The organism is Exiguobacterium sp. BRG2 (assembly GCF_031844245.1).
Taxonomy (GTDB): domain Bacteria; phylum Bacillota; class Bacilli; order Exiguobacteriales; family Exiguobacteriaceae; genus Exiguobacterium_A.
In genome coordinates, this window is sequence record NZ_JAUZUW010000008.1 from 19,933 (window position 1) to 43,446 (window position 23,514).

General features: G+C 47.7%; 20 protein-coding genes. 13 read left to right on the forward strand and 7 right to left on the reverse strand.

Annotation, left to right across the window (positions count from 1 at the left end; genetic code table 11):
- Window positions 1-100: 100 nt before the first annotated feature.
- Window positions 101-2,308 (reverse strand): methyl-accepting chemotaxis protein, encoded by a 2,208-nt coding sequence (locus Q9R23_RS11070; protein ID WP_311247040.1) that lies wholly within the window; start codon window positions 2,306-2,308, stop codon window positions 101-103.
- A 170-nt stretch (window positions 2,309-2,478) separates the two neighbouring features.
- Between Q9R23_RS11070 and Q9R23_RS11075 the strand changes: the two genes are divergently transcribed.
- Both Q9R23_RS11075 and Q9R23_RS11080 read left to right on the forward strand, forming a co-directional pair.
- On the forward strand, window positions 2,479-2,901 hold the full coding sequence (locus Q9R23_RS11075) for a CBS domain-containing protein (RefSeq protein WP_023469329.1): 423 nt from the start codon (window positions 2,479-2,481) through the stop codon (window positions 2,899-2,901).
- Between the two features lie 138 nt (window positions 2,902-3,039).
- Window positions 3,040-5,826 carry a putative bifunctional diguanylate cyclase/phosphodiesterase gene (locus tag Q9R23_RS11080; protein WP_311247041.1) on the forward strand — a complete coding sequence of 929 codons (2,787 nt, stop codon included), beginning with the start codon at window positions 3,040-3,042 and terminating at the stop codon, window positions 5,824-5,826.
- 290 nt (window positions 5,827-6,116) lie between these two features.
- On the opposite strand, the gene Q9R23_RS11085 is transcribed toward Q9R23_RS11080, so the two are convergent.
- Window positions 6,117-7,823: a M3 family oligoendopeptidase gene (locus Q9R23_RS11085; RefSeq protein ID WP_290756793.1), complete on the reverse strand. Its 1,707-nt coding sequence runs from the start codon at window positions 7,821-7,823 to the stop codon at window positions 6,117-6,119.
- Window positions 7,824-7,998: 175 nt separating this feature from the next.
- Here Q9R23_RS11085 and Q9R23_RS11090 point away from each other — a divergent pair, with 175 nt between their 5' ends.
- From Q9R23_RS11090 to Q9R23_RS11125, 8 genes are all read left to right on the forward strand, one after another.
- Entirely contained in the window at window positions 7,999-8,502 is a 504-nt protein-coding gene (locus tag Q9R23_RS11090; RefSeq protein ID WP_035410206.1) for a PTS sugar transporter subunit IIA, read from the forward strand.
- A gap of 157 nt (window positions 8,503-8,659) precedes the next feature.
- The gene (locus Q9R23_RS11095; RefSeq protein WP_311247042.1) at window positions 8,660-9,421 is read left to right on the forward strand and encodes an ABC transporter ATP-binding protein; all 762 of its coding nucleotides are present in this window, start codon (window positions 8,660-8,662) and stop codon (window positions 9,419-9,421) included.
- Complete coding sequence (locus Q9R23_RS11100) at window positions 9,408-11,324, forward strand: ABC transporter permease (protein WP_311247043.1); 1,917 nt, start codon at window positions 9,408-9,410, stop codon at window positions 11,322-11,324. Before Q9R23_RS11095 ends, Q9R23_RS11100 begins: the two co-directional genes overlap by 14 nt.
- A 97-nt stretch (window positions 11,325-11,421) precedes the next feature.
- Window positions 11,422-12,108 carry a response regulator transcription factor gene (locus Q9R23_RS11105; RefSeq protein ID WP_311247044.1) on the forward strand — a complete coding sequence of 229 codons (687 nt, stop codon included), beginning with the start codon at window positions 11,422-11,424 and terminating at the stop codon, window positions 12,106-12,108.
- Window positions 12,105-13,097 (forward strand): sensor histidine kinase, encoded by a 993-nt coding sequence (locus Q9R23_RS11110; RefSeq protein WP_290756800.1) that lies wholly within the window; start codon window positions 12,105-12,107, stop codon window positions 13,095-13,097. Before Q9R23_RS11105 ends, Q9R23_RS11110 begins: the two co-directional genes overlap by 4 nt.
- Window positions 13,090-13,854 carry an ABC transporter ATP-binding protein gene (locus Q9R23_RS11115; protein WP_311247045.1) on the forward strand — a complete coding sequence of 255 codons (765 nt, stop codon included), beginning with the start codon at window positions 13,090-13,092 and terminating at the stop codon, window positions 13,852-13,854. The genes Q9R23_RS11110 and Q9R23_RS11115 overlap by 8 nt, the downstream gene beginning before the upstream one ends.
- Window positions 13,820-15,751, forward strand: coding sequence for an ABC transporter permease (locus Q9R23_RS11120; protein WP_290784433.1), 1,932 nt, complete (start codon window positions 13,820-13,822; stop codon window positions 15,749-15,751). The genes Q9R23_RS11115 and Q9R23_RS11120 overlap by 35 nt, the downstream gene beginning before the upstream one ends.
- Before the next feature lie 30 nt (window positions 15,752-15,781).
- Window positions 15,782-16,411 (forward strand): helix-turn-helix domain-containing protein, encoded by a 630-nt coding sequence (locus Q9R23_RS11125; RefSeq protein ID WP_029342558.1) that lies wholly within the window; start codon window positions 15,782-15,784, stop codon window positions 16,409-16,411.
- Window positions 16,412-16,459: 48 nt separating this feature from the next.
- Here the strand turns inward: Q9R23_RS11125 and Q9R23_RS11130 are convergent, their stop codons facing one another.
- The 3 genes from Q9R23_RS11130 to Q9R23_RS11140 form a co-directional block, all read right to left on the reverse strand.
- Complete coding sequence (locus tag Q9R23_RS11130; RefSeq protein ID WP_149427807.1) at window positions 16,460-16,888, reverse strand: hypothetical protein; 429 nt, start codon at window positions 16,886-16,888, stop codon at window positions 16,460-16,462.
- Window positions 16,889-16,954: 66 nt separating this feature from the next.
- Window positions 16,955-18,154 (reverse strand): ABC transporter permease, encoded by a 1,200-nt coding sequence (locus Q9R23_RS11135; RefSeq protein WP_290756807.1) that lies wholly within the window; start codon window positions 18,152-18,154, stop codon window positions 16,955-16,957.
- Window positions 18,144-19,037, reverse strand: a complete 894-nt coding sequence (locus Q9R23_RS11140; RefSeq protein ID WP_035410178.1) for an ABC transporter ATP-binding protein — start codon at window positions 19,035-19,037, stop codon at window positions 18,144-18,146. Before Q9R23_RS11140 ends, Q9R23_RS11135 begins: the two co-directional genes overlap by 11 nt.
- A gap of 179 nt (window positions 19,038-19,216) precedes the next feature.
- Between Q9R23_RS11140 and Q9R23_RS11145 the strand changes: the two genes are divergently transcribed.
- Together Q9R23_RS11145 and Q9R23_RS11150 are read left to right on the forward strand one after the other, a co-directional pair.
- A complete protein-coding gene (locus Q9R23_RS11145; RefSeq protein ID WP_214852412.1) occupies window positions 19,217-20,155 on the forward strand; it encodes a VOC family protein in 939 nt (312 codons plus the stop codon).
- Window positions 20,152-20,748, forward strand: a complete 597-nt coding sequence (locus tag Q9R23_RS11150; protein ID WP_311247046.1) for an alpha/beta hydrolase — start codon at window positions 20,152-20,154, stop codon at window positions 20,746-20,748. Before Q9R23_RS11145 ends, Q9R23_RS11150 begins: the two co-directional genes overlap by 4 nt.
- Before the next feature lie 59 nt (window positions 20,749-20,807).
- Here the strand turns inward: Q9R23_RS11150 and Q9R23_RS11155 are convergent, their stop codons facing one another.
- Together Q9R23_RS11155 and Q9R23_RS11160 are read right to left on the reverse strand one after the other, a co-directional pair.
- Window positions 20,808-21,275, reverse strand: coding sequence for a hypothetical protein (locus tag Q9R23_RS11155; RefSeq protein ID WP_035410169.1), 468 nt, complete (start codon window positions 21,273-21,275; stop codon window positions 20,808-20,810).
- Window positions 21,276-21,620: 345 nt separating this feature from the next.
- Window positions 21,621-22,361, reverse strand: a complete 741-nt coding sequence (locus tag Q9R23_RS11160; RefSeq protein WP_214852417.1) for an SGNH/GDSL hydrolase family protein — start codon at window positions 22,359-22,361, stop codon at window positions 21,621-21,623.
- Window positions 22,362-22,403: 42 nt separating this feature from the next.
- Between Q9R23_RS11160 and Q9R23_RS11165 the strand changes: the two genes are divergently transcribed.
- Entirely contained in the window at window positions 22,404-23,465 is a 1,062-nt protein-coding gene (locus tag Q9R23_RS11165) for an acyltransferase family protein (protein ID WP_311247047.1), read from the forward strand.
- The last annotated feature ends 49 nt before the right edge of the window (window positions 23,466-23,514 follow it).

The window sequence follows — 23,514 nt, forward strand, 5'->3', positions numbered from 1 at the left end:
GAAATATAGTGGATTGCTTCTAGTGTATGTCCTCTTTCGTGGATAGTCGAGAACGAAACAATGAAAAACGAAGCCTTTCGAAAAAAGACTTCGCTGAAAATCATTCGGATGAAGACGAAGGAACCTTTAAATCCGGATTATGTTGTTCCTCGTCAAGTGATGCGACAGCTGCTTCCTCATACAATACGGATTCTTCCGAATGTATGACCTCTTCAACGGAGTCGTGAACCAATGCTTCCGTATCGTCGAGTTGGAAATCAAGCGTCAGTTGATGGAGATTACCAGCAATCTTTGCAAGATGCGTAGCGGCAGACGTCACGGATTCGAGTGTTGCGTTCGTTTCTTGAATGCTCGCACTACTCGTCTCAAGACCTGCGGCATTCTCTTCCGTCAAAGCGAGAATCGTCCCCATGGCGTCTGAGACTTCTTCCGTCGCTTGCGTCAACGCATGGATGTCACCGGTCAGTTCTTCTGTCCGGCGTGAGACATGTTGGACGGAACCCGCGATTTGCTCGAAATCGTCACCGGTCGTCTTGACGGAATCAAGCGATCGTTTCAAATCATCCATGACATGGTTCATCGCACCCATCGCGGTCTGTGTCTCGTCTTGGATATGATCGAGGAGTTGTTTGATTTGCTTCGCAGAAGCGTCACTCTCTTCCGCAAGCTTTCGGACTTCACTCGCAACGACAGCGAATCCGCGTCCTTGTTCGCCAACGCGTGCTGCTTCAATGGCGGCATTCAAGGCGAGCAAGTTCGTCTGACTCGAGATTGCTTGTAGTGTGCCAAGGACTTTGGCAATCTCATCCGATCGTTTACCGAGGAAGTCGGACGTATTTTGGATTTCCTGTTCGAGTGAGACGGAATGATCAAGTAAATCGGCGATCGTCTGTTTCGTTACATCACTTCCGCGAACGGCTGCGGAAGCGACGGTCGAGACTTCCGATAATGTCGTTGACGCGACGTGTTGCATGGCCGTCGACCGTTCCTTGACGCCATGAACGGCATGGGACGAGCGCTCTGCTTGTTTCGTCTGTGTTTCACCAGCCGCCGCGATCTCTTCCATCGTTCGTCCGATTTGCAGAGAAGCTGTTTGGACGTGCGTTGCATTCGTGGAGAGTTCGGCAGATGCATCCCGGACGGTCGTCGCTGAAGTCGTCAAAGCGAGAATTGTTTGACGTAGTCGAGCCCGCATCGCGTCAAAGTTTTCGGTGAGATCCGTCAACTCGTCTTGGATGAAACGTGTCGGACGCTTTGGCGTCCGTAAATCACCAGAGGCGATGGCAAGTGCTTCTTGACGGAGTGTTGATAAAGGACGATTGATTGATCGACCAATCAACCAAGCAATCAACGTGGCTAAGGCGATCGCGACGACGAAGTTGATCAACGATTGACTGAGCATTTCTTCTTTCGTTGCATACAAGGAAGCATAGTCAAGAACGACAGCTAACTTAAAGCCTGTTTTTGACGAGGTCTGCCAGATGACGACGGATTTTGTACCGGCGACGTCCATGATGGTCGAACCCGACTCTTGTTCCATCATTGCTTTAGGAGCAGAGAAATAAGGTTTTCCGTCTTCTTTCATCTGCGTTACGTTTTTGAAGAAATAATTTTTATTCGGATGGGTGACAATCTTCCCATTTTGGGTATAGCTGAAGACGAATCCTTTTTGTCCGATTTCAATCCGCTTCATGTCTTCTGCTAGGCGATCGATACTTTTATAGATGGATAAGACACCTTTGATATTCGCCTGTGCATCTAGTGTTGCTTTTGAGAAGCCGATGATGGATAGTTTCGTTGCCGCATCATAATGCGGTTCACTCATGATGACGATGCTAGAGTTATCGAGTGCTTGTTTGTACCAGTCTTCCTTGCGTGGATCGTACCCAGGTGCTGCCGCTTGTTTTGGCCAGTTGAGATAACCACCAGCGGTATCCGCATACTGAATGAAGGAGTTTTCGATTTTCGATGAACCGTACTTTTCTAGGACGCTATAGATATCGCTCGCTTTTTGCGTCGGAGGAGTAGCCGGATCGGGTTGTTTCGTTTGATCCGTGTAGTTCGGTAAAGCGCCGTCCGCTCGGTTGAACGGAAGACCTGCGAGTAAGGTCGTATCCTTCTTCGTATCATCAATGATTCGTGTAAAGGATTGTTCGAGTTGCTTCAAAGCGGTCTGTGACGTCGAGTCTACAAGCTGATCGACGGTTTGGCTCGTCTGATCATAAGAAAACCAGGTTGAGGCACCGAGAGTGAGAGCGGGCAATAAAATAAGCCCGATGAACAGGCGACGCGTGATCGGGAGGCGCATATGTATTCTCCTAACTAAATAGTCTTTAAATTCTGTCTACTTGGAATATCGGAAGAGTATGACCAAATATGAAGGATTATGTAGAGATTTTCATCATTTGAGAAATGAATCGGAGCAGGGTTCATGATAAAATGAAAAGAGTGTCACAGAGTGGCTAGGGAGGAACAGAAATGAATATTGCTTTTTTCTTATTACCTAAAGATGAGGTGAAATATTTAGATCCTGAGTCAACGGTCAGACAAGCACTAGAAAAGATGAAACATCATCGTTTTACGTCAGTCCCACTCGTTGATAATAAAGGGAAATACGCAGGAACGCTGACAGAAGGCGATGTCTTGTGGGCGCTCGAAGCAAATCTCGAGCATGCCGATTATGACCATGTCTTGCAGACACGTTTAACCGATATCAAACAACGCGTCCGTTATAAACCGGTCTCGATCACAGCGCAAATGGAAGAGATGATTGAAGTCATCACGGATCAAAATTTCGTACCCGTCATCGATGACGGAAAACATTTCATCGGGATTATCCGACGACGTGACATCATCGATTATTTTGCTAAAAAAGTAGCGCGTGAGAACGTCAGTTATTAAAAAAGAATAAAACTAGTAAAAAAAGCACTTATTTTCGCAGAGATGTGGGAAGACGTGCTTTTTATTGACCCAAAACGACTTCAGGAAACGGTATGAGACGACGATATAGAAACATAATGACAATTTAGGGAGGACGATGTGTTGCGACGTTTATCACCAGTCTTCATCGTAGAAGCTTTTCGAAGACGCTCCTACTATAAAACGTTCTCATGGATGATTGCGATCATCGGGTTATTAGCATTGATCGTCGCATGTCAACATTTGATGAAAACACTCGAAGAAGGTTATCGCTTCAAAGCATCAGGAAAAACGATTGCTGAAGTGATACCATTTAATCATGCTGAACAAGAAGTGACACGCTATTATTTTTCATCATTGAATGAGGACACGGATGTTCTACAAGCGTCCAAACAGTCCGATCGTGCATTGGAACAACTAACGGATCGTCTACCGAACATGAAAGCGACCGGGTCGGCACGGGAAGAAGTCTTGGCGGAAGTCAAGAAGCTTCAACGACAAGGATATGAATCGAACCATCGTTTCTTCACGACGATGACGAATTTCAAGAGTGAAATCATCTTCAATCAACTCGTACTGAGCAAAGAGACAGGGTCTTATTATAATGTCTTCTCCAATTTGATTCTGATGGAGGAACAACTTGGGAAATCAGCTGAAATCTTAAAAGATGCCCGTCAAAAGGAAGAACCGAGCTCGATTGATCGATTACGGATTCAGCAGATGCGGATTGATTTACCGATACGCCAGGCATCACTCATCAAATCATTGTATGATGTGATTCCTCTTCAGGACGATACGGGACGTCAAGATGTCGCAACAATGCGGGAACAGATGGCTGCCTATACACAAACGCTTGATGATCTATTGCGTGCTCCAGAAGTCGAGACGTACGCTGCTTTGGCAGGACAAGCGGAAGAATATGAATCGAGTATGTATCGTTTGTACGATCAAGAACTCAACCAAGTCGCACAAGAAATGCAGGATCGAGGCCATCATATCATTCGCAATGCCTGGCTTCTCTTTAGTGTAACCAGTGTCTTAATTCTTGGACTGTTGATTTTGACCTTATCGTTATTACGCGCCTTTCGCCAAGATCTCTCCTTACTGAAGGGAGAAGCGAATACCTTTGCGGAAGACCGCCGGCAATCCGGTTATGACGTACCGGAGCGAAATGATTTTCAACCTGTCGTCCAAGCGTTTCGGACGATGACGGCCATCATCACCGGGTTGCTCGATCATAATGATGCGAAAACAAAAGAGATCAAGCAGAAAAAAGCAGAAATCGAGTCGCTCTTTTCACAAAATACAGATCCGATTCTTGCGATGTCATCTGACTATACGATTGTGAACGGAAACGAACGCTTTCGACAATTGACGAAAGCGACGGCGGGATGGACGATCGAAGAACTGATCCATCCGGCTGATTTGAATCGGATGCGGCGAGCGTTGAAGCAATCATTGGAAGGCCATAGTCAAACGATTCGTTGCAAGATGTTGTTCGATGAAGAAATCTTAAACATGTTCGTCAACATCGTCCATGTCGCAAACAAAGAAGACGATACAGGCGTTGCACTTTACTTATCCTGTCATGATGAAACGGATCAGTTCCGGCGCGAAGAACGGATCACACAACTCGCACTCTTTGACATGTTGACGGGACTGTTGAACCGAAATGGCTTCGAACAAATGATGACAGATGCGTTGAAAGCACCTCAGCCGGGAGAACTCCTCACCATCAGCGTTCGACAATTCCGGCGAATCAACGATATTTACGGACATGGTGCAGGCGATCAGATTTTGAAAGATCTCGCCAATCGACTCAAACATCATTTCATCGGAACGGGACAAGCCGCACGAATCGGGGGAGACGAATTCGCCGTGTTGGTTGCACAACAGGATATCGTGGATTACGAGAAATTGAAGCAAGTCATCGAACACGTTTATGAGATCGACGGAGAGTATGTCAATGTCAGCATCAGTATGAGTATGGTGCGGTACCCCGATGATGCAGTAGCCGTCACGTCCTTGTTATCTTCGGTTGATATCGCGATGCAGCATGCGAAGCAACAGACAGAAGGCGGACCGGTCTGGTTCGAATCCTGGATGAGTGCCGAGTATCTCGAATCCGTCGTCCTCGAAGGAGAACTGCGGGACGCGATCGAAAAGAACGAGCTACAATTGTTCTATCAACCACAAATCAATCTCGCGACAGGTCAGGTCGATGGTTGTGAAGCGCTTCTGCGCTGGTTCCACCCTGAACGAGGGATGATCAGTCCGGCGATCTTCATTCCGATTGCCGAACGATCCATGTTGATTGAAGAGATCGGGATGTGGGTCGTTGCCGAAACGGTCCGACAAGTCGAAGAGTGGAAGGATACGGAACTCGGAGTACTACGCGTCTCAGCGAACTTATCCGTCAAAGAACTCGTCTCCGGTCGGATCGTCGATTATCTGACTGATGTCCGAGAGGTTCATCCGGGAATCGAACAACGGATGGAACTTGAAATTACGGAATCATTCGGTGTCTTTTCAGATACACGCGTGTTTGATGCGTTACAGAAGTTGCATCAGATGGGGTATCGTCTTGCGATTGATGACTTTGGTACGGGGTATTCTTCCTTGTCGTACTTGAGTCGCTTGCCGATTCAGCGACTGAAAATTGACCGTTCGTTCATCAGTGGTCCGGATGCATGCTCGAACGCACCGCTCATCGAGACGATCATCAAGCTCGCACATACGCTGAAGTATGACGTCGTCGCTGAAGGGATCGAAGAACTTGAACAAGCTGATCATTTGCGAGTGCTTGACTGTGAGTATGCGCAAGGATTCTATTATTCAAGACCGATTCCAGCCGACGAGTTTCGAGTCTGGTACGTGAAGTACCATCAAAAGCTTCTATCTGAATGAAATTAGTCTATTATGATTCATGATTTTAATGTGTATGTGTCTTAAAATGAAAAAAGGTGAGTTTCCAGTCTGGAAACTCACCTTTTTTCATTCGATAAATAGAGAACGTGAATGTTCACCCTCGACTCCTACAGGAAAAGAAAGCACGATTTTCGCTTTCGTCAGGGCTAGATAAGATCCGACAGACCGCATGAAATGCGAGGTGCCGGATCTTATCACCCGCCTGTGGAAAGCGGGGATGACAGAAACGTTCGTTGTAAGCGTGAACTTTAGATTGATGAAAATAATTATTAAACGCGATCGAGTACGAGGTCGTCTGCTTGTTCGAGATACGCTTTGACCGGTGCGACCGCTGCTTCGACCGTACCTGGTGCAAACGGAGACTTTAATCCAGCGCGCTCGACGAGCGTGAGGAAGCTTTCTGATCCACCGGCACGACAGAGATCGAGATATGATGTCCAAGCTGCTTCCCGGTCCTGTTCCATCCAAGCATAGAACTGGAAGGCACAGACTTGAGCGAGCGTGTAATCGATGTAGTAGAAGGGACTTCCGAAGACGTGCCCTTGCTGATGCCACCAGGCACCTGAATCGAGATAATCATTCGCTTCATAATCACGATGCGGCAAATATTTCTTCTCGATCGTCCGCCATGCTTCGCGACGCTCAGCTGGTGTCAATTCCGGTTGGTTGTAGATGACGTGCTGGAACTCATCAATCGCAACGCCGTATGGAAGGAACGTGACGCTTCCTGCGAGGTGATTGAATTTGTATTTCGCCGTCTCTTCACCGAAGAATTCTTCCATCCATGGATAAGCAAAGAACTCCATCGACATCGAATGAATCTCGCACGCTTCATACGTCGGGAAGGCACTCTCTGGAGCAGTCAGGTGACGGCTCTCATAGACTTGGAACGCATGTCCGACTTCGTGTGTCAGGACATCGATGTCGCCTGCCGTTCCATTGAAGTTCGAGAAGATGAACGGGAGTTTTTCGTCTGCGATGTAGGTACAATACCCACCGCCCGCTTTTCCAGGCTTCGCCGTTAAATCGAGTGCTTCCCGGTCGAGCATGTAGTTGAAGAATTCGTTCGTCTCCGGTGACATCTCCGCATACATCTTTTTGCCGCCTTCGATGATGAAGGACTCTTCGCCTTTAGGTGTCGCGTTCCCAGACTTGAAGGCGAATCCTTCATCGTAGTAGTACAAGTGATCGACACCGATGCGTCGTTGCTGGCGTTCTTTAAGTTGTGTCGCGAGCGGAACGATCGTTTCAAGGATCTGTTCGCGATATTGTTCGACCATCGATTGATTGTAATCGACGCGAAGCATCCGTGCGTATCCGAGTTCGACGAACGATGGGAAACCGAGTGTCTTCGCGATGTCTGTCCGGATATGGACGAGTTTATCGTAAATTGTATCGATCGTTTCCCCTTGCTCTTTTAAGTAGCCATAGCGGGCTTCTGAAGCGGCTTTACGAACAGCCCGGTCTGGTGATTGGAGGTAAGGACCGAACTGCGATAAGTTAAGCGTCTTCCCGTCAAACTCGATTTGAGCAGAAGACATCAGTTTCGTATATTCGCTTGAGAGACGGTTCTCTTCTTGGAGCTTTGGAATGATTTCTTCCGAAAACGTCTTCAGGCTCGCTTCCGCAATCAGGAATAACTGTTTGCCTTGCGTCCGTTCGAGTTCATTGCGAAGCGGATGCGTCGTCAACGCTTGATAATAGCTTGAGACATATCCCTGATAGATCGCGCTTGCTTCATCAAAGAACCCTTGTTCCGTCTCATAGAACGTATCGCGTGTATCAATCGTATGACGGATTTCGACGAGCTGGCTTGCCGTTTCAAATTGATTTCTGAGGGTATTAATCTCAGTGATGGCTGCGTTTGCTTCATCTACTTGTGTGGCTTCCGTTAGTCGAGCGATTGCTTGATTCATCGATGTTTCAAGCAAAGCAAGATCAGGACGGACGTATGTAATTTCTGAAAATGGTAACATGTAAGCGCCTCCTTTTGATTTCTAACTATTATCACACAAAAATACTTGCAAAACCAGAGGGACAAACGTATGCTTTTTGTGAGAACGTGAGCGAGCTGTCTAACAGCTTACTCCTATAAAAAATCGAAACTTCCATTCGGAAGAAAAACGATCGAGAAAGTAGAGGGATAGTATCATGGGATTCTTAAAAAAATTGTTTGGTGGTAACGACGCAGGAAACACGAAAATCGCTTCTGCACTTACAGGTAAAATCGTCAACATCGAGAACGTACCCGATCAAGTTTTCTCTCAAAAAATGATGGGCGACGGTGTCGCGATCGAGCCAACAGAAGGTAAAGTCGTCTCACCGATCAACGCAACGGTTGAAACGATTTTCCCAACAAAACACGCAATCGGTCTAAAAGGTGAAGATGGTCTTGAACTCTTGATCCACGTTGGTCTTGATACGGTTAACCTTAAAGGCGAAGGCTTCACGGCTCACGTCCAGTCAGGTGACAAAGTCAAAGCAGGAGACGTCCTCGTCGAGTTCGATCTCGAGTACATCCGTGCAAACGCACCATCGACGATCACACCGATCATCGTGACAAATCACGATCAATTCACGCTTTCAGCTGTACCAGCTGAAGGAACTTCTGTTGTCGCAGGCGACACAGAGCTCTTCAAAGCAACACATAAATAAGATACGACACGCCTCCATCCCTTACGGATGGGGGCTTTTTTGATGTCTCCTCCCTTGTCTTACCGTTTTGTAAGAGAAGTGAAAGTAAAGTCCATTTTGAGAAAAGCATGGAAGGACTAGACTGAGTGTAACGAATCAAACACAGGAGGCATTACAGATGAAAGCAATCTTACGAGCAGAACAGATCACAAAAACCTATCAAACGAAAACGGCACGCCACGAAGCACTACGTCCGACGACGCTCAGTGTCCATGAAGGGGAATTCGTCAGTATCATGGGACCGTCCGGTGCCGGGAAATCGACGTTGCTTAATCTGCTGTCGACAATCGATCAGCCGACGGACGGATCGATTTTAATCAATGGAGCAGACGTGACGGTGATGAAGGAAAAACAATTGGCTCGCTTTCGCCGGGAACAACTTGGCTTCATCTTCCAGGATTTCAATCTCCTCGATACAATGACGGTCCGGGAAAACATTGCCTTACCGCTCTCACTCGCGAACATCGATAAAAAGATGATCTTAGAGCGTGTCGATCGTGTGGCGCATCAACTCGGTATCCAGGACCTACTCGATAAACGTCCGGTCGAACTATCGGGAGGACAAAAACAACGGACGGCTGCCGCCCGTGCGATCATTCATGACCCGTCACTCATCTTAGCGGATGAACCGACCGGTGCGCTTGATTCAAAGTCAGCGACAGGATTGCTTGAAGCGATGCAGTCACTAAACGATGAAGGCGCGACGATCTTAATGGTGACACACGACCCGATGACGGCGTCTTATGCAGAACGAATTCTGTTCGTCAAGGATGGAGAGCTGTTCAAGGAAGTCCATCGCTTCGGTTCACAGAAGGATTTTTTCGAGCAGATCATGGAAGTCCAACGCGAACTCGGAGGTGCCGTCCGTGAGTTTGTCTAAACTGGCGTTTCAAAATCTAAAAAACATCCGTCAAAACGTGATGTACCTCGGTGCGGTCACGTTCGCGATTCTCATTTACTACACGTTCCTTGCGATTCGATCAAACGAAGCGATGCTTCAGGCGAATGAATTGTACGGAAAATTAGGAACGGTCTTTACTGGAGCAAGTGTGATTCTAGCGCTTTTCTCCGCTATCTTCATCTGGTATTCAAGTGACTTCTTCTTACGCCGCCGTAAGCAGGAAATCGGTCTCTACGCATTGCTCGGTTTAGAGCGGGGACAGATTGCCCGACTGATCTTCCTTGAGACGATGGGGTATGGAGTGATCGGTCTAATCCTCGGGATTGCGATGGGAACAGTCGCATCGAAATATTTCGTACAGTTGCTGGCTTCCGTCATGGCGATGCGAGTCGATGCGACCTTTACGATCAGCGGGGCTTCCGTCATGCAGACGATCGGCGTCTTCCTTTTGATCTTCCTGATTATTGCCTTACGTTCAGCCCGGACGATCTATCGTTTTACATTGATTGAATTGTTCAAGGCAGAGCAACAAGCAGAATCCCTTCCGAAAGTCCATCCGATCCTAGCCGTGCTTTCGGTCGTTTTGATTGGTATCGGTTACTATTTGACGGGACAACCGTTGATGGATCACTTTACGATTGTCGCACCACTCTTGATGCTGTGTGTGATCCTCGGGACATTTGGAACGATGAGTTACTTCACGATCTTCTTATTACGCCTCTTAAGTAATCAAGCGCGACATTTCAAAGGAACGAATTTGATTCTGCACGGACAATTGCTGTCACGAATCAAATCGAACGCTGTCATGCTGTCGACGATCACGGTCATTACTGCCGTGACATTGACGACGGTCGGTACAGCGACATCGATCTATTACTTCATCGATCAGACTGTCGAGGAGCAAGTCCCGTACAGTCTGTCGATTGCGAGTAAACAAGCGGAAGCGGAACAGCTGATTGCAAAGTCCGACCAGAAGATCGACAGCCGGACGATGGTCAACGTCAAGAACGTCGATCACAAGATGACTGAGCTTCCGAATCCTCTGACGTTTACACGTTACTACGCGACGTATGCGTATGAAGACCAGCCGGGACAATTCAGCTACGTCAACTATTCGGACTACGTCAAGCTCGCGAAAGCGAATGGGAAAACGGTCATCAAAGAACCAAAACGAGGCGAAGCAATCGTCCTTGAAACATTTAAAGGAAACGATTTGTTGAAGATGAAAGTCAAATCGCCGGTCGGTGTCAAAATCAAGGATGTCCATGAGTCCTTTCGCATCACCGCTGCGACGAATTTACCAATCGCTCAACTTTATGAGAAACAGCGGCTTGCCTTCGTCGTAAACGACGATGCGTTCGCGAAGATGCCGGAAAAAGGTTTTATGCTGACGAATTATCAGTTTTCGGATGAACGTCATGACGATGGACTGATAAAGCAATTAACGCAACTGTATGGAAAACAAGCGGATACAGAAATGGCAGCGTACTATCCGGTCTATACGATGACGACGGCAACGACCGGCTTACTCGCGTTTGCTGCCGGCTTCCTCGGTCTCGTCTTCTTGCTTGCGACAGGTTCAATCATCTACTTTAAGATGCTCGCGGAAGCAGAAGAATCGAAACAACGGTTTGCGATCATCCAGAAGATCGGTGTGGATGAGAAGGAACAGACAGGCATCATCCGGCGCCTTGTCGGATTCGTCTTCTCCTTACCGTACGTGCTCGGACTCGTTCATAGTTTAGTTGCGATGCAAGTCTTGCAGAAACTGTTGAACTACAACATCGTTCGTCCGACATTACTTGCGATTGTTTGTTATACGATCGTCTATCTGATCTACTATATCGTCACGGTCCGTGCTTACCGCCGCATCGTCACGTGATGAACTAAATAGGGGTACACAGAACTGGAAACGGAATAATCGTTTCCAGTCCTTTTTGAGTTCGTTATGATAAAGGGAGAAGGAGTTGACATGAACGATGCATACGATTTTATTAGTCGAAGATGATATGAAGATTGCCACATTATTGAAAGAACTACTCGAACGCTATGATTTTAGAGTCGTCGTTGAAGATGGACGAGGAGATGTCGTCGCGGTCTATGAAGAGACGAATCCGGACGTCATTCTATTAGATGTCAATTTGCCGAAGTTTGACGGTTTTTATTGGTGCCGGCAATTGCGTATGAAGACACGGGCGCCGATCCTCTTCATCTCGGCACGGGTCGGGGAGATGGATCAAGTCATGGCGCTCGAATACGGAGCGGATGATTACATCGTCAAACCGTTCCAAGGAGCGGTCGTCATCGCGAAGATTAAAAGTCAGATTCGCCGAGCCTATGGCACGCTGTCGAACGAAACGGATGAGCGGACGGTGACAAAAGAAGGTGTCACGCTGTACTTGGACCGTTATATCGTCGAGTACGGGGAACAGTCAATCGAGCTGTCAAAAAAAGAGGGACTGATTCTTGAGATGCTGCTGACGGCAAGTCCACAAATCGTCAGTCGTGGCGATTTACTCGAACGGATTTGGGATGACGAGGCGTTCGTCGATGAGAATACGTTGAACGTCAATATCACGCGTGTCCGCAAACGGCTTGCCGAGATCGGTGTCGCTGGACTTGAGACGGTGCGAGGCGTCGGTTATAAACTGGTTCTTGAACCATGAAGCTCTTTTTACGGCACGCGATACCAGGCATCATCTTCTTTACCGGACAAATGCTGATTTTATATGCCGTCTTATGGCTCTATGATCTTTATCGCCCAGCAGCATTCTTTTATATCGTACTCTTGAACAGTATCGGTCTTTTGATTTATCTCAGTTATCGTTTCTTCAGCATGCTTCCATTGCTACGACGGATGCAACAGCCAGTTCAATCGGTCGCAGAACCGATTCGCAGTGATAGTGAAGAACCGATTTCCGTTGCCGTCGAACAATTTTTAGAGCGGCAACAGACATTGTTTCGGAACAGTTTATTCGCTGAGCGACGAAAGGAAAAGGAACGCCATCGGTATGTCGACCAATGGATTCACCAGATGAAGACACCGTTATCCGTCATTGAGCTGATTCTCGAACATCCAGGAGAACAGTATCAAGCTGATTTACGGCAAGAGGTCGATCGGTTGCGTAGTGGACTCGACCAGATGCTCTATTCGTCGCGTTTAGAAGCAATCGAGACGGATTTGAAGGCAGAACGATTGGCACTGAAGCCGCTCGTCACGAGCATCATCAATCAAGAAAAACGATTATTCGTTAAAAATCAGGTCTTTCCGAAACTCGATATCGCTGAAGACGTGTATGTTTACACGGATGCGAAGTGGTTTCGTTTCCTCGTCTTACAGCTCGTGACGAACGCCATCAAGTATACGACAGGACATGGTCGAGAAGTCGTTCTGACGGCAGAGGTGACAAAGGGGCAAGTCGTCCTTTCGGTTCAAGACGACGGTGTCGGAATCCCAAGACGAGACGTACCACGTGTCTTTAATGCGTTCTTCACTGGTGAAAACGGACGACGTTACGGGGAATCGACCGGAATGGGATTGTATTTCGTCCAGAGAGTCTGCTTGAAGCTCGGGCATGAGATTGAACTCGAGAGTGAGGAAGGTGTCGGCACGACATGCCGGATTCGATTAGTAGGAGGTCGCGCACATGATTGAGGTCAAACAATTAGGGAAGGTCTATCCCGGAAAAGTGACGGAGCAACCGTTGACGGATGTGAATTTCCGAGTCGAAGAGGGCGAAATGGTTGCGGTCATGGGACCGTCCGGTAGTGGCAAATCGACGCTGATCAACTTGCTTGCGACACTCGACGAACCAAGTTGGGGATCGATTCTGATTGACGGCGTCGATACGGCGACGTTCAAACGAAAAGAGATGACACGTTTCCGGCGCGAGACGCTCGGCATCATCTTTCAGGAATTCAATTTACTCGATTCCTTGACGCTCGGCGAGAACATGCTCGTCCCCTTAATGCTATCAAGGAAAAAAACAAAGCTCGCGCGAGATGAGATGGAAGAGTTGGCGCGTCGTCTACAAATTGATGATCTACTTGATAAACAGGTCGATGAGGTCAGTGGTGGACAGCGGCAACGGACAGCGATCGGTCGCGCCCTGATCCATACACCACGTCTGATGCTTGCGGATGAACCGACGGGAGCACTCGATTTCCAAGCAACGAAACACGTCATGGATGTCCTAGCCGAGTTGAACGCGACGGGGATGACGATGGTCATCGTGACACACGATCCACAAGTCGCGTCGTATTGTAATCATGTCTTGTTCCTAAAAGACGGTAGTATTCAAACGGAGTTGTTCCGCGATGAACCGCGCCGTATCTTTTTCCAACGGGTCATCGAATCACTATCGCTGCTAGGAGGGGATGAGCATCAATTATCTGCAATACGCCCTACGTAACATCCGGCGTTATCAGCGGTTGTATTATGGCTATGCCTTGACGATCATCATCGCGATGACGATCGTGACGAGTTATTGGAACTTGTTGACGAATGGATCGTTCCAAAACGTCGCTAAAATCCTCAGTCAATTGAATCAAGTCATCGAGATGACGATTTTCTTCGTCTTCATCGCGGAGCTGATCATCCTATTCTTCAGTGTCCTGTTCATCTATTCGACGACCTATACGATGCTTGAGCACCGTAAGAATGATTTGCGGACGATGCGGACGCTTGGCAGTGGATTGTCACACTTCTTAAAGTATTTCTTAATTGAAGTCTTGATCGTTGGTGGTCTAGCCATCACTGCGGGGATGATTCTAGGTAATGTCTTGACGAAGATGCTGTTGCTGTCCGTTGTCAAGGTCATGTTCTTACCAGCAATCGAATTCGAATTATCCTTTTATGCGATTCTTGCTTTGATCGGTGGCGCTTTCCTTGTTTTGCTGACGGCAACGGTCCTTGCGATCTACCGCTTTCGTCCCGATCGACCGACTCGTTCCCGTTCGCTATTTCGAAAACGAGTCTGGATTCTGACGCAAATCGGAGCGTTACTCCTGTTGATCTATGGTTATGCCTTAGCATTTGTTCGGACGGAAGGATTTTATATATTTTTCCCACTTGTCATCTTCATCGGATCGTTTTTTATTTGTCGATATGTCTTACCATGGTTGACCAAGTTATATCGACCATGTCGCTTGTCGCTGCGGAAGCTGATCGTCTCGGAAATCGCCAATCAATTGCGAACGAATAGTACGCTCATTGCCCTCGGAACGATTCTGACATCGTGTGCGCTGACAGCAGTCGGTCTCGTTTTCTTATTTCAATTGGTCGGACTCGATTTATCGTCACAAAACCAATTCGGTCTCGTCTATTATGAAGAGTCCGCTCAGCCGACGAAACGATTGAAGGATATCAAGCAGACGATGACCAAGGCGTTCCCGGATCGCTACCAACAAGATATTCAAGTGAAGGCAGATGGAACACGGGTGCTCTTACCGATTTCAGCGTACAACAAGATGATGCGTCAACTGCATTTTCAGGAGCGGACAGCGACCGGTCGACAGAGTTTCTTCGTACCGGCACGTCCAGTACAACTGGAAGAGAACACGCCGACGATGAAAAAAGCGAAACAGGAGATGGAAAAAGCTGGCTTTGAATTGCTTCCCGCTGCTTCCCATGATTTAGTCTTCGGTTACAACTACCGGATCAAGACGATGTTCGTCGTCAGTGATGCCGTCTTTCAAACACTGAAGCAACCTGTCCGTCAAATCGTCGTCTTTGATACGCCAGCCTATCATGATTACGGAACAAAGGACTGGGAACAGTGGATGAAGATTGTCCGCAACATCCAGTCTGCAGCAAAGCTAGATGAAAAACAGTCGGTTCCTTATCAGTTGATCAATGAGACGGAGGATGAGATCGACGGCATCCGGATCGTGCGCCTCGTCACGTTCGTCGTCATCCTCCTGACGATCTGGTTGTTCGTCATCAATGCAAGTTTCCTGCATGTGTGGATGCAGATGACAGCGGAACAAGAACAAAAACGAATGAAGACATTGTTTGCGTTAGGGTTCGGTTCCGGGAATATCCGCCGTTACTTGCTCATGAAGTATGGTGCGGTCTTACTCATTCCGTACCTGATCTCGGTTTTTCATGCTTTCTTATTGTTCCAAGTCGTCGTGACCCGAGCCGGACTACAGGTCGGGTCATTCCTCGACTTAGCCGCATTTTGGATCAGTATCGTCACGATCGGATACTTCTTAAGTGTCTTACCGATTTGGTTACGCTACCCACGCCATCTGTTCCGGAATTCATCCAAAAGTTCGATGTATCCGACACCGGATTCAAGGGTATGATGATACCATAGGAACAAGGGAGGGAATCGTATGCTAGACCATTCACCATATCGGGGTTACGGTGACCGGATCCGTATCTTACGAGAGCGTGCCGGGATTACGATCGAACAGTTGGCTGAACGACTCGGTGTCGCACCGTATTTCATCCGTCGGACGGAACTCAGCGAAGTCTATCCAACTAAACCCTACATCGAAGCATTAGCGGACGTCTTGAACATCGATGCCAGTTATTTGGCACGGCATATCTGGACGGGAGAATCGTTAAAGTTCATCATGCAACAGAACACACCGCTCGAAGAGATGAAGCTTGCTTATGAACAGACGCTCGGACAAGACGGAACGTGGGTTGAGGAACAGCTCGAGGAGCGAATGCGTCTGTTTGATTTAATGTATGATGAGGATGTCAAACGGATCGAGCAGACGATGAGTGCCACTGAGCAACGGATCTTTCATGAGCTCGTCGAGGCCGTCATGGAAGCAGGAGAGTTGCAACGCGATCAAGCGGAAGAGACGTATGAGTTGTTTGAGGATAAACTTCCATCGATGATGCAACTCGATGAATATCTCGATCGCATGACGGATGGTGTTTCTTTATCCAGTTCGACCTATTATGCGGATTACAGCGACCGGAAAAGTCGTTCCCGCTACCATCGTAAATAAAAAAAGTCGCTGTCTTCTGATTGACGTTCAGAAGACAGCGACTTTTTATTAACGTTGTGGCATCGGGCGTGGACGACGCGTCTTTTGACGGATCCGACCGATGATGAAACCAATGATCGCATTTGCAATGACAAGTACCCAACCGACATAGCCGAAATTGAGAGTTAAGCTACCGAGCATCGCTTGCCATTTGAAAATCATCATCACATCACCACGCAAGACGAATCGCGCGATACAGACGAGTAAGACAGTCAGTCCAGCGATGAAGACACCGACCCAGCTTCCGTATAAACGAGAAGAGTGGCGGCGCACCGCGACGAAGGACCAGCAAAAGAGGCTAGAGATGAACGCCATGCCTCCATAGGCAAGGACGAGTTCCCATGTCGCACTCGCTTGCGGGAATTTCGTGAACATGACAAGTGACGAGACCATGGCAGCAGCTGTGAAAAGGATCGCTGCCCAAAAACGAGACCGCATAACGTAGTTCCTCCTAAAGGCTTTTTCTCACCTAACGATAGCGGAAACGATTCGTCTTGTAAACTGTTACCGGCGACCGCTTAAGATCCGGCGCAACTGTTTGAGTGGATTCGATCCATAGAACAGAACACCACCCCGATAGAATTTCGTTCCGACGAATAAGGCAAGCGAGATGCTGATCAGCATCAAGATGAGCGAAATTGACACTTGCCATAGCGATACATCGGTCAACATGACGCGCAGGAACATGACCATCGGTGTGAAGAACGGCACGAATGACAGGACGACGACAGCTTGGTTCGTCGGTGCATTCAGACTAAACATCGAAATCATGAAGGCAGCAACGATTAACAAGATGACCGGTAACGTCACTTGCTGCGCATCCTCGACCCGACTGACGAGCGAACCGAGTGCCGCTAGGAGCGTCGCGTACAGGAAGTATCCGAGCAGGAAGAAGACGAACAGATAAATGATCGTCCGAGCACTCAAGGAATCGAGTGATAACTGATCGAATAAACTACTACTTTGAGCACTGTAGTAGCCGACACCAACGAGAATCGACAATTGTACGAGACTGACCGTAGCGATCGAGAGGATCTTCGCCAGCATATGTTGAATTGGACTCGCTGCTGAAATCAGCAACTCCATGACACGGGATGACTTTTCGTTCGCGATTTCCGTGACGATCATCCCGCCGTAAATTGCAATCGTGAAGTACATCAAGAACAACAAGACATAGACAAGCGCCGAGGCAGCAAAGAGTTCGTCTTCACTTTTTCCACCTGTCGACGTCAACTCTTGTTTGACGGGAACGGGTTTAGCGAGTGACGCAAGAACGTTCGGGTCAATCTTCGCATCCGTGATGACCGCTTGATCACGGACTTGTTTGACGACCGTCGCGACTTGTGTCTGTAACTCGGATTCAGGACTAGCACTAACGAGCGTCACGTCATAAGAATCTTGGACAATCGCTACGACGTCAAACGTGCCTCGATCGACCGCTTTACGTGCTTCTGCGACCGTATACTCCTTCGGTGTGATGTCTGAGGTGACACCAGCCTTTTTCAAGGCAGGGCGAAGGTCTGTCGATAATTCACTGACGAGGGCGACTTTCGGATCGTCACCCGAGAACCAGTCGAGAATCCGTTCGATATTGCCGAAGCCGACGAGAAACAGGACCATCAGAACAGTTGAGATTAAAAAGCTTTTGGCACGTAATTTCTGTAATAGATTGAAGCGATATAAAGTCAGGAATTTACGGTTCATAACGTTTTCCGACCTCCTCGATGAAGATATCCTGCAAGGATAATTGATCCCAGACGAAACGATCAACATGATGTCCTTCACTGACGATATGTTGGAGAAGTTGGTCAGCGGTTTCTTTTGAAGAAACTTGGACGACATGCCCATTATTGTCCGACTCAACTTGAAGGACACCCGGTAAGCTATCCCATAGGAGTGGTGGGGCATCCGTCGTCAAGAGGACACGGGTCTTCCCATAGCTCGCCTTAATATCAGGAAGATAACCAGCGACGACGGGCTTACCATGATCGAGAATCGCAACATGCTCGCAGAGTTCTTCGACATGATCCATTCGGTGACTCGAGAAGACGATCGTCGTTCCATCGACGGTCAATTTTTTAACGGCACGTTTTAATTGTTCCGCATTGACTGGATCGAGTCCGCTAAATGGTTCATCTAAAATCAGCAGTTCAGGTTTATGTAGGACGGCGGAGATCAACTGGATTTTTTGTTGGTTTCCTTTTGAGAGTTGTTCGACACGCATTTTTTCATATTGAGGAATTTGGAAATACTCGAGCCATTCGGTCAGTGCTCGTTTTGCATCCTTCCGTTTCATATCGCGGAGTTCAGCAAGAAATAAGAGTTGTTCGTCGACTCGGACTTTCGGATACAATCCGCGTTCTTCCGGAAGATATCCAATCTTTGAAGTCGGAATACGCTCTCCATTCCATGTGATCGAACCTTCGGTCGGTTGGAGTAGACCGAGTAGCATCCGGAACGTCGTTGTCTTGCCGGCACCGTTCGCACCAAGCAAACCAAAGATTTGTCCGCGTGGCACTTCGATCGTCAACGCATCAACGGCAGTGAAATCGCCGAAACGCTTCGTGATGTGTTTGATTTCTAACATAAGAACCTCCTTATAAAGATGTCTGTTGTACGACAAGTGTACCATTGTTACATAGTGTCCTACGGTCAAAATTGGGTAAAGGTTCCAGGGGAAATGGAAACAAGTCTAATTAGTTTACTATTTGTTCATTAGTTACTATTATTGTGTTAACAGTAACGATTGAAGGAGGAACCTGTTTTATGAAAACGCAAGGTATCCATCACATCTCAGCAATGGTCGGCGATCCTCAAGAAAATCTTGATTTTTACGGGACGATTCTCGGACTACGGTTCGTCAAAAAAACGGTCAACTTCGATGATCCAGGGACGTACCATTTTTACTTTGGAAACGAGTCTGGTGCACCCGGAACGATCATCACGTTCTTCCCATTTGAAGGCATGGCGAGAGGACAGGTCGGTGCCGGACAGGTCGGAACGACAGCTTATGCGATTCCGGTCGGTGCATCGGATTTCTGGAAAGCACGGCTGACGCAAAAGAACGTCTCGTTTGAAGAAACAGTTCGTTTCGGAGAGCAACAGATCGCGTTCGAAGATCCACATGGTCTTCAAATCGAGCTCGTCGAACGCAAGGCGGGACGAGGCAGTCGCTATGAAATCGACGGTGTCACGCGTGACGTCGCCATCAAAGGATTTGCGGGAGCGACATTACTGTCGCGAGATCCATCAGACACAGCCAAATTACTGACCGATACATTAGGGCTCACCCTCAGTAAACGGACGGAGACCGTTGACCGGTACATTGCGGAAGGGGAGTTTGGAAATGTCATTGATGTCGTACATGGTCAGATGCCGGTTGGTCGTCCGGGTACGGGAACCGTTCACCACATCGCCTGGCGCGCAACCGATCAAGAGGAACAACTCGACTGGATGAAGGCGATCAACGCGTTCGGTTTGCAGACGACTGAAGTAAAAGATCGCAATTATTTCACGTCGATCTATTTCCATGATCGAGGTCGAATATTGCATGAAATCGCAACTGACAATCCAGGGTTCGCGATCGATGAGGACTTCGAGATGCTTGGAGAAGACTTGAAGTTACCGGAACAATTTGAAGCGCATCGCACCGCGATCACGAATCACGTAACACCTATTACAGTACCGAAGGGGAGACTCATATGATTCATTTATATCAAGCACCAAAAACAATGGATGCACCGATCTTTTTACTCTTACACGGCACAGGCGGAACGGAACAAGATCTCGTCGGACTCGTCTCGTTGCTCGATTCGGAAGCAGGCTACTTGTCCGTCCGCGGGGAAGTCTCGGAAAACGGGATGCCACGATTCTTCAAACGGCTCGCAGAAGGCGTCTTCGATGAAGAAGATCTCGCTTTACGGACAGCACGATTGATTCAATTTTTACAGGAACAAGCAGCGGAACATGACTTCGCACTCGATCGCCTGATTCCGGTCGGTTATTCGAACGGGGCCAACATCGCAGCGAACATGTTGTTTGAAGAAGCGCTATTTAAACAAGCCATCTTACTGCATCCGATGGTACCACGTCGCGGTGTGACGTTACCGGACTTATCAAACGTTCGTGTGTTCATCGGAGCCGGTAGTAATGATCCAATCTGTCCCGCTCAGGAAACAGAAGAGTTGTCAGCACTCTTGAAGGAGGCTGGTGCATCGGTCGATGTCACATGGTCGAACTACGGACACCAACTTGTCATGCCGACGATTGAAGCAGCAACCGATTGGTTAAAACACTAAAAAAGGACTGTCCCATCTGCTTCTCTTCTAGAAGGTAATGGGGCAGTCCTCTTTTCGTTTCAAGCGGGATGATCACTTTTTGGACGGGAGTAGACGATGAGCACGCCACGCTCGACAAGCTGAAGGGCAAGGATCTGTTTCACTTCTTCCGATGCTTTCGTCTGAGCGAGCTGCCGGTAAAGTAGGCGAAGTTCACGACGCATCGTCTTACGGATCAGCCACATGCTATCGATCGTCGTGCACCAACTGGTGACGGTCTCATGTCCGATATAATACTGGGTCTGACGTTCAAGATAATGAATCCACCACTCGTCACGCGCCATTTTTAGTACGATACCTGTGAGCCCAAGTACAAGGATCGCGAGGGGAATGCTTTCATATAAAGGAAGACGACCAAGAACGGTACCAACATTCGTGACGAGGGCAAGCATCACCCATCCTATGCATCCGATGACAAGCCAATATCCAAAGTTGAGAGTACTTCGATGTCGTAACGTCACTTTCGGCGTAAGCAATGAAGTGGCCATCAGAAACACCTCCTTGTTAAATAATCGAATTTTCTGACAATTTATAGTTGTCCTTTTACTATAGTTACTTTTTCCCGAATCGTCTAGTCATTAGACATGGAAAATGTGTTTCTTTCTTGACGAAATTCGTGTACGCTAAATGTAGAAGTGAGCGGTTACATAAAGGGGGATATGAAGAAATGATGGATCAGGTTATCTGGATCGCTGTCGGAATCGTTGCTGTTGCTGTTTTCTCAGCATCAAGCGTTGCAGCTTATATGGGTGTTAAAAACCAAGAAGACTAAGAATCAAAAAACGGCTCATCCTGATTGTCGGGATGAGCCGTTTTTTTTAATGCGTCATTGCTTATTTGTTTGCTGTTATGTTTGTTTGCAACGCATAAGGTTTTAAGGCATCACTCCAGCGCAGGTAACCCCCACCGACGAGGTGTAATCCATCATACGTCAAGCGATTCTGAAGATACCCTTGTTTGTTCGTCAAGACAGGTCTCAAGTCGACGAATGGGATTTTAAGCGATTGAGCGAGATTTTGTAAATTTCGGTTCAACGCTTCGACATCACGATTGATTCGGACAGAGTCCGAATATTTTGGAGCCACAGGAACGGTTGACTGGAGGACGACGTCGATGTTATTTTTTCGAAGTGTCGTCACGATCGTCGTCATGTTCTCGGTAATTTGTGGAATCGGCGTATAGTGACGGATGTCATTGATGCCACCCATCAAGAAGACGCGTTTTGGTTTCATCTCGAGAATCAAGTCGAGGCGAGTCAAAAAGCCTTCTGTCGTATCGCCAGGAATCCCGAAATTAATGATTGTCGGATCCTCCATCAAGATGCGCCAATCGGCAAAATTCGTCATTGAGTCACCTAACATGACAGCGTTCGCTGATTTTGGGTATTGATAAGTATGGAATAAACTATTCAAACGGACATAGTTCGGGTTCTTATCGTATTGGAATGTCGTGACTGGAGTCGTACTCTTTGCAGGTAAGACGCTTCCGAAAGTTTCGAGCGGTTTACGTCCCAGTAACAATGCAAGGAGAACGACGTTCAAGACGATGGATAGAATCAGGAGTGTCTTTTTCATAAACATTCGTTCCTTTCGAGGGAGTATAAGGGGTAGTGTAACATGAATCGGAATCCTTGGTTTGATAATATCAAAGGTTTTCTTGTCATTTTCGTCGTCATCGGTCGCATGCTGACGGATTTACGGTTTGATTATGATGGAAAGTTGCTCGAGACGGTCTATCTGTTGATTTACTCGTTTCATATGCCATTATTCATTATCTTAAGCGGTTATTTCTTCCGCGAAAATAAATACTTACGTGTCATCCAATTATTTGCCGTCTACTGTGTCTGGCAAATTTTAATTGGTTCTTGGGCAACACTTGGAGAAGGACTACCACTGTTGTCCGGGGAAAATATCGGAACACATCTACTACGTCCGTATTGGGCACTTTGGTATCTGTTCGTTATGGTCGTCTGGTATATCGTAACGCCATATGTCGTCCGCTTGCGAGGATATGTCTGGTTTGGTCTCGCGTTCGCTTTGTTATATGGGTTCGAGCTTGAGAACACGGGCTTCTTAGCACTTCGCAAGTTGATCATGTTCTATCCGTATTTCTTACTCGGGAACTATCTATCGGAGCACGAGTTCATCCGGATTTTCGAGATGCCGAAGAATTTCAAGCGGCGGATGAACGTCCGTTTGATTGGTGGTATCACGTTCGCAGCCGTCATGGGCTTCCTGTTATTCGAAGCATGGCGTGATACGCCGAAAGAGATCGTCGACTTTGCAAATGCGTTCAAGCATCGTTTCCCATATGTCGAACAATATGATAGTGACGCGTTGGTTGGTGTACTCAAGCATAGCGTCATCTACCTCTTATCGATTGCGGCTTCGCTCGGTTTCATGATGTTAATTCCAATGCGTCGTTTGCCGCTCATCACGCGAGCAGGGGAACTCAGTCTCTATGTCTACTTGCTTCACGTCTTCTTCGTCATGGCGTGGCGCCAATACGTAACGGATGCGTTCGTTCCGCAAGCATGGCTTGCCTTACTGATCATGATTGGCGTCGCCTTACTAATCGTTGGCATCATCATACACCCGCTCGTCGTCCGTGTCCTCCGTCCTTTGATTGAGATCGACATTCGTCCGATCGTCGAGAAGCGGGAAGACCTTTCAAAATAAAGCGGAATGCATTACACTTTAGATAGATGGATTACTAGACGAAGGGCGT

Excerpts from the sequence above, each read along its gene's own strand:
- Q9R23_RS11165 (WP_311247047.1), top strand. The coding sequence starts at position 22,404 with ATGAATCGGAATCCTTGGTTTGATAATATCAAAGGTTTTCTTGTCATT.
- Q9R23_RS11085 (WP_290756793.1), bottom strand. The coding sequence starts at position 7,823 with ATGTTACCATTTTCAGAAATTACATACGTCCGTCCTGATCTTGCTTTG.
- Q9R23_RS11150 (WP_311247046.1), top strand. The coding sequence starts at position 20,152 with ATGATTCATTTATATCAAGCACCAAAAACAATGGATGCACCGATCTTT.
- Q9R23_RS11160 (WP_214852417.1), bottom strand. The coding sequence starts at position 22,361 with ATGAAAAAGACACTCCTGATTCTATCCATCGTCTTGAACGTCGTTCTC.
- Q9R23_RS11095 (WP_311247042.1), top strand. The coding sequence starts at position 8,660 with ATGAAAGCAATCTTACGAGCAGAACAGATCACAAAAACCTATCAAACG.
- Q9R23_RS11135 (WP_290756807.1), bottom strand. The coding sequence starts at position 18,154 with ATGAACCGTAAATTCCTGACTTTATATCGCTTCAATCTATTACAGAAA.
- Q9R23_RS11105 (WP_311247044.1), top strand. The coding sequence starts at position 11,422 with ATGCATACGATTTTATTAGTCGAAGATGATATGAAGATTGCCACATTA.
- Q9R23_RS11145 (WP_214852412.1), top strand. The coding sequence starts at position 19,217 with ATGAAAACGCAAGGTATCCATCACATCTCAGCAATGGTCGGCGATCCT.
- Q9R23_RS11130 (WP_149427807.1), bottom strand. The coding sequence starts at position 16,888 with ATGCGGTCTCGTTTTTGGGCAGCGATCCTTTTCACAGCTGCTGCCATG.
- Q9R23_RS11115 (WP_311247045.1), top strand. The coding sequence starts at position 13,090 with ATGATTGAGGTCAAACAATTAGGGAAGGTCTATCCCGGAAAAGTGACG.
- Q9R23_RS11075 (WP_023469329.1), top strand. The coding sequence starts at position 2,479 with ATGAATATTGCTTTTTTCTTATTACCTAAAGATGAGGTGAAATATTTA.
- Q9R23_RS11110 (WP_290756800.1), top strand. The coding sequence starts at position 12,105 with ATGAAGCTCTTTTTACGGCACGCGATACCAGGCATCATCTTCTTTACC.
- Q9R23_RS11070 (WP_311247040.1), bottom strand. The coding sequence starts at position 2,308 with ATGCGCCTCCCGATCACGCGTCGCCTGTTCATCGGGCTTATTTTATTG.
- Q9R23_RS11090 (WP_035410206.1), top strand. The coding sequence starts at position 7,999 with ATGGGATTCTTAAAAAAATTGTTTGGTGGTAACGACGCAGGAAACACG.
- Q9R23_RS11125 (WP_029342558.1), top strand. The coding sequence starts at position 15,782 with ATGCTAGACCATTCACCATATCGGGGTTACGGTGACCGGATCCGTATC.
- Q9R23_RS11140 (WP_035410178.1), bottom strand. The coding sequence starts at position 19,037 with ATGTTAGAAATCAAACACATCACGAAGCGTTTCGGCGATTTCACTGCC.
- Q9R23_RS11120 (WP_290784433.1), top strand. The coding sequence starts at position 13,820 with ATGAGCATCAATTATCTGCAATACGCCCTACGTAACATCCGGCGTTAT.
- Q9R23_RS11155 (WP_035410169.1), bottom strand. The coding sequence starts at position 21,275 with ATGGCCACTTCATTGCTTACGCCGAAAGTGACGTTACGACATCGAAGT.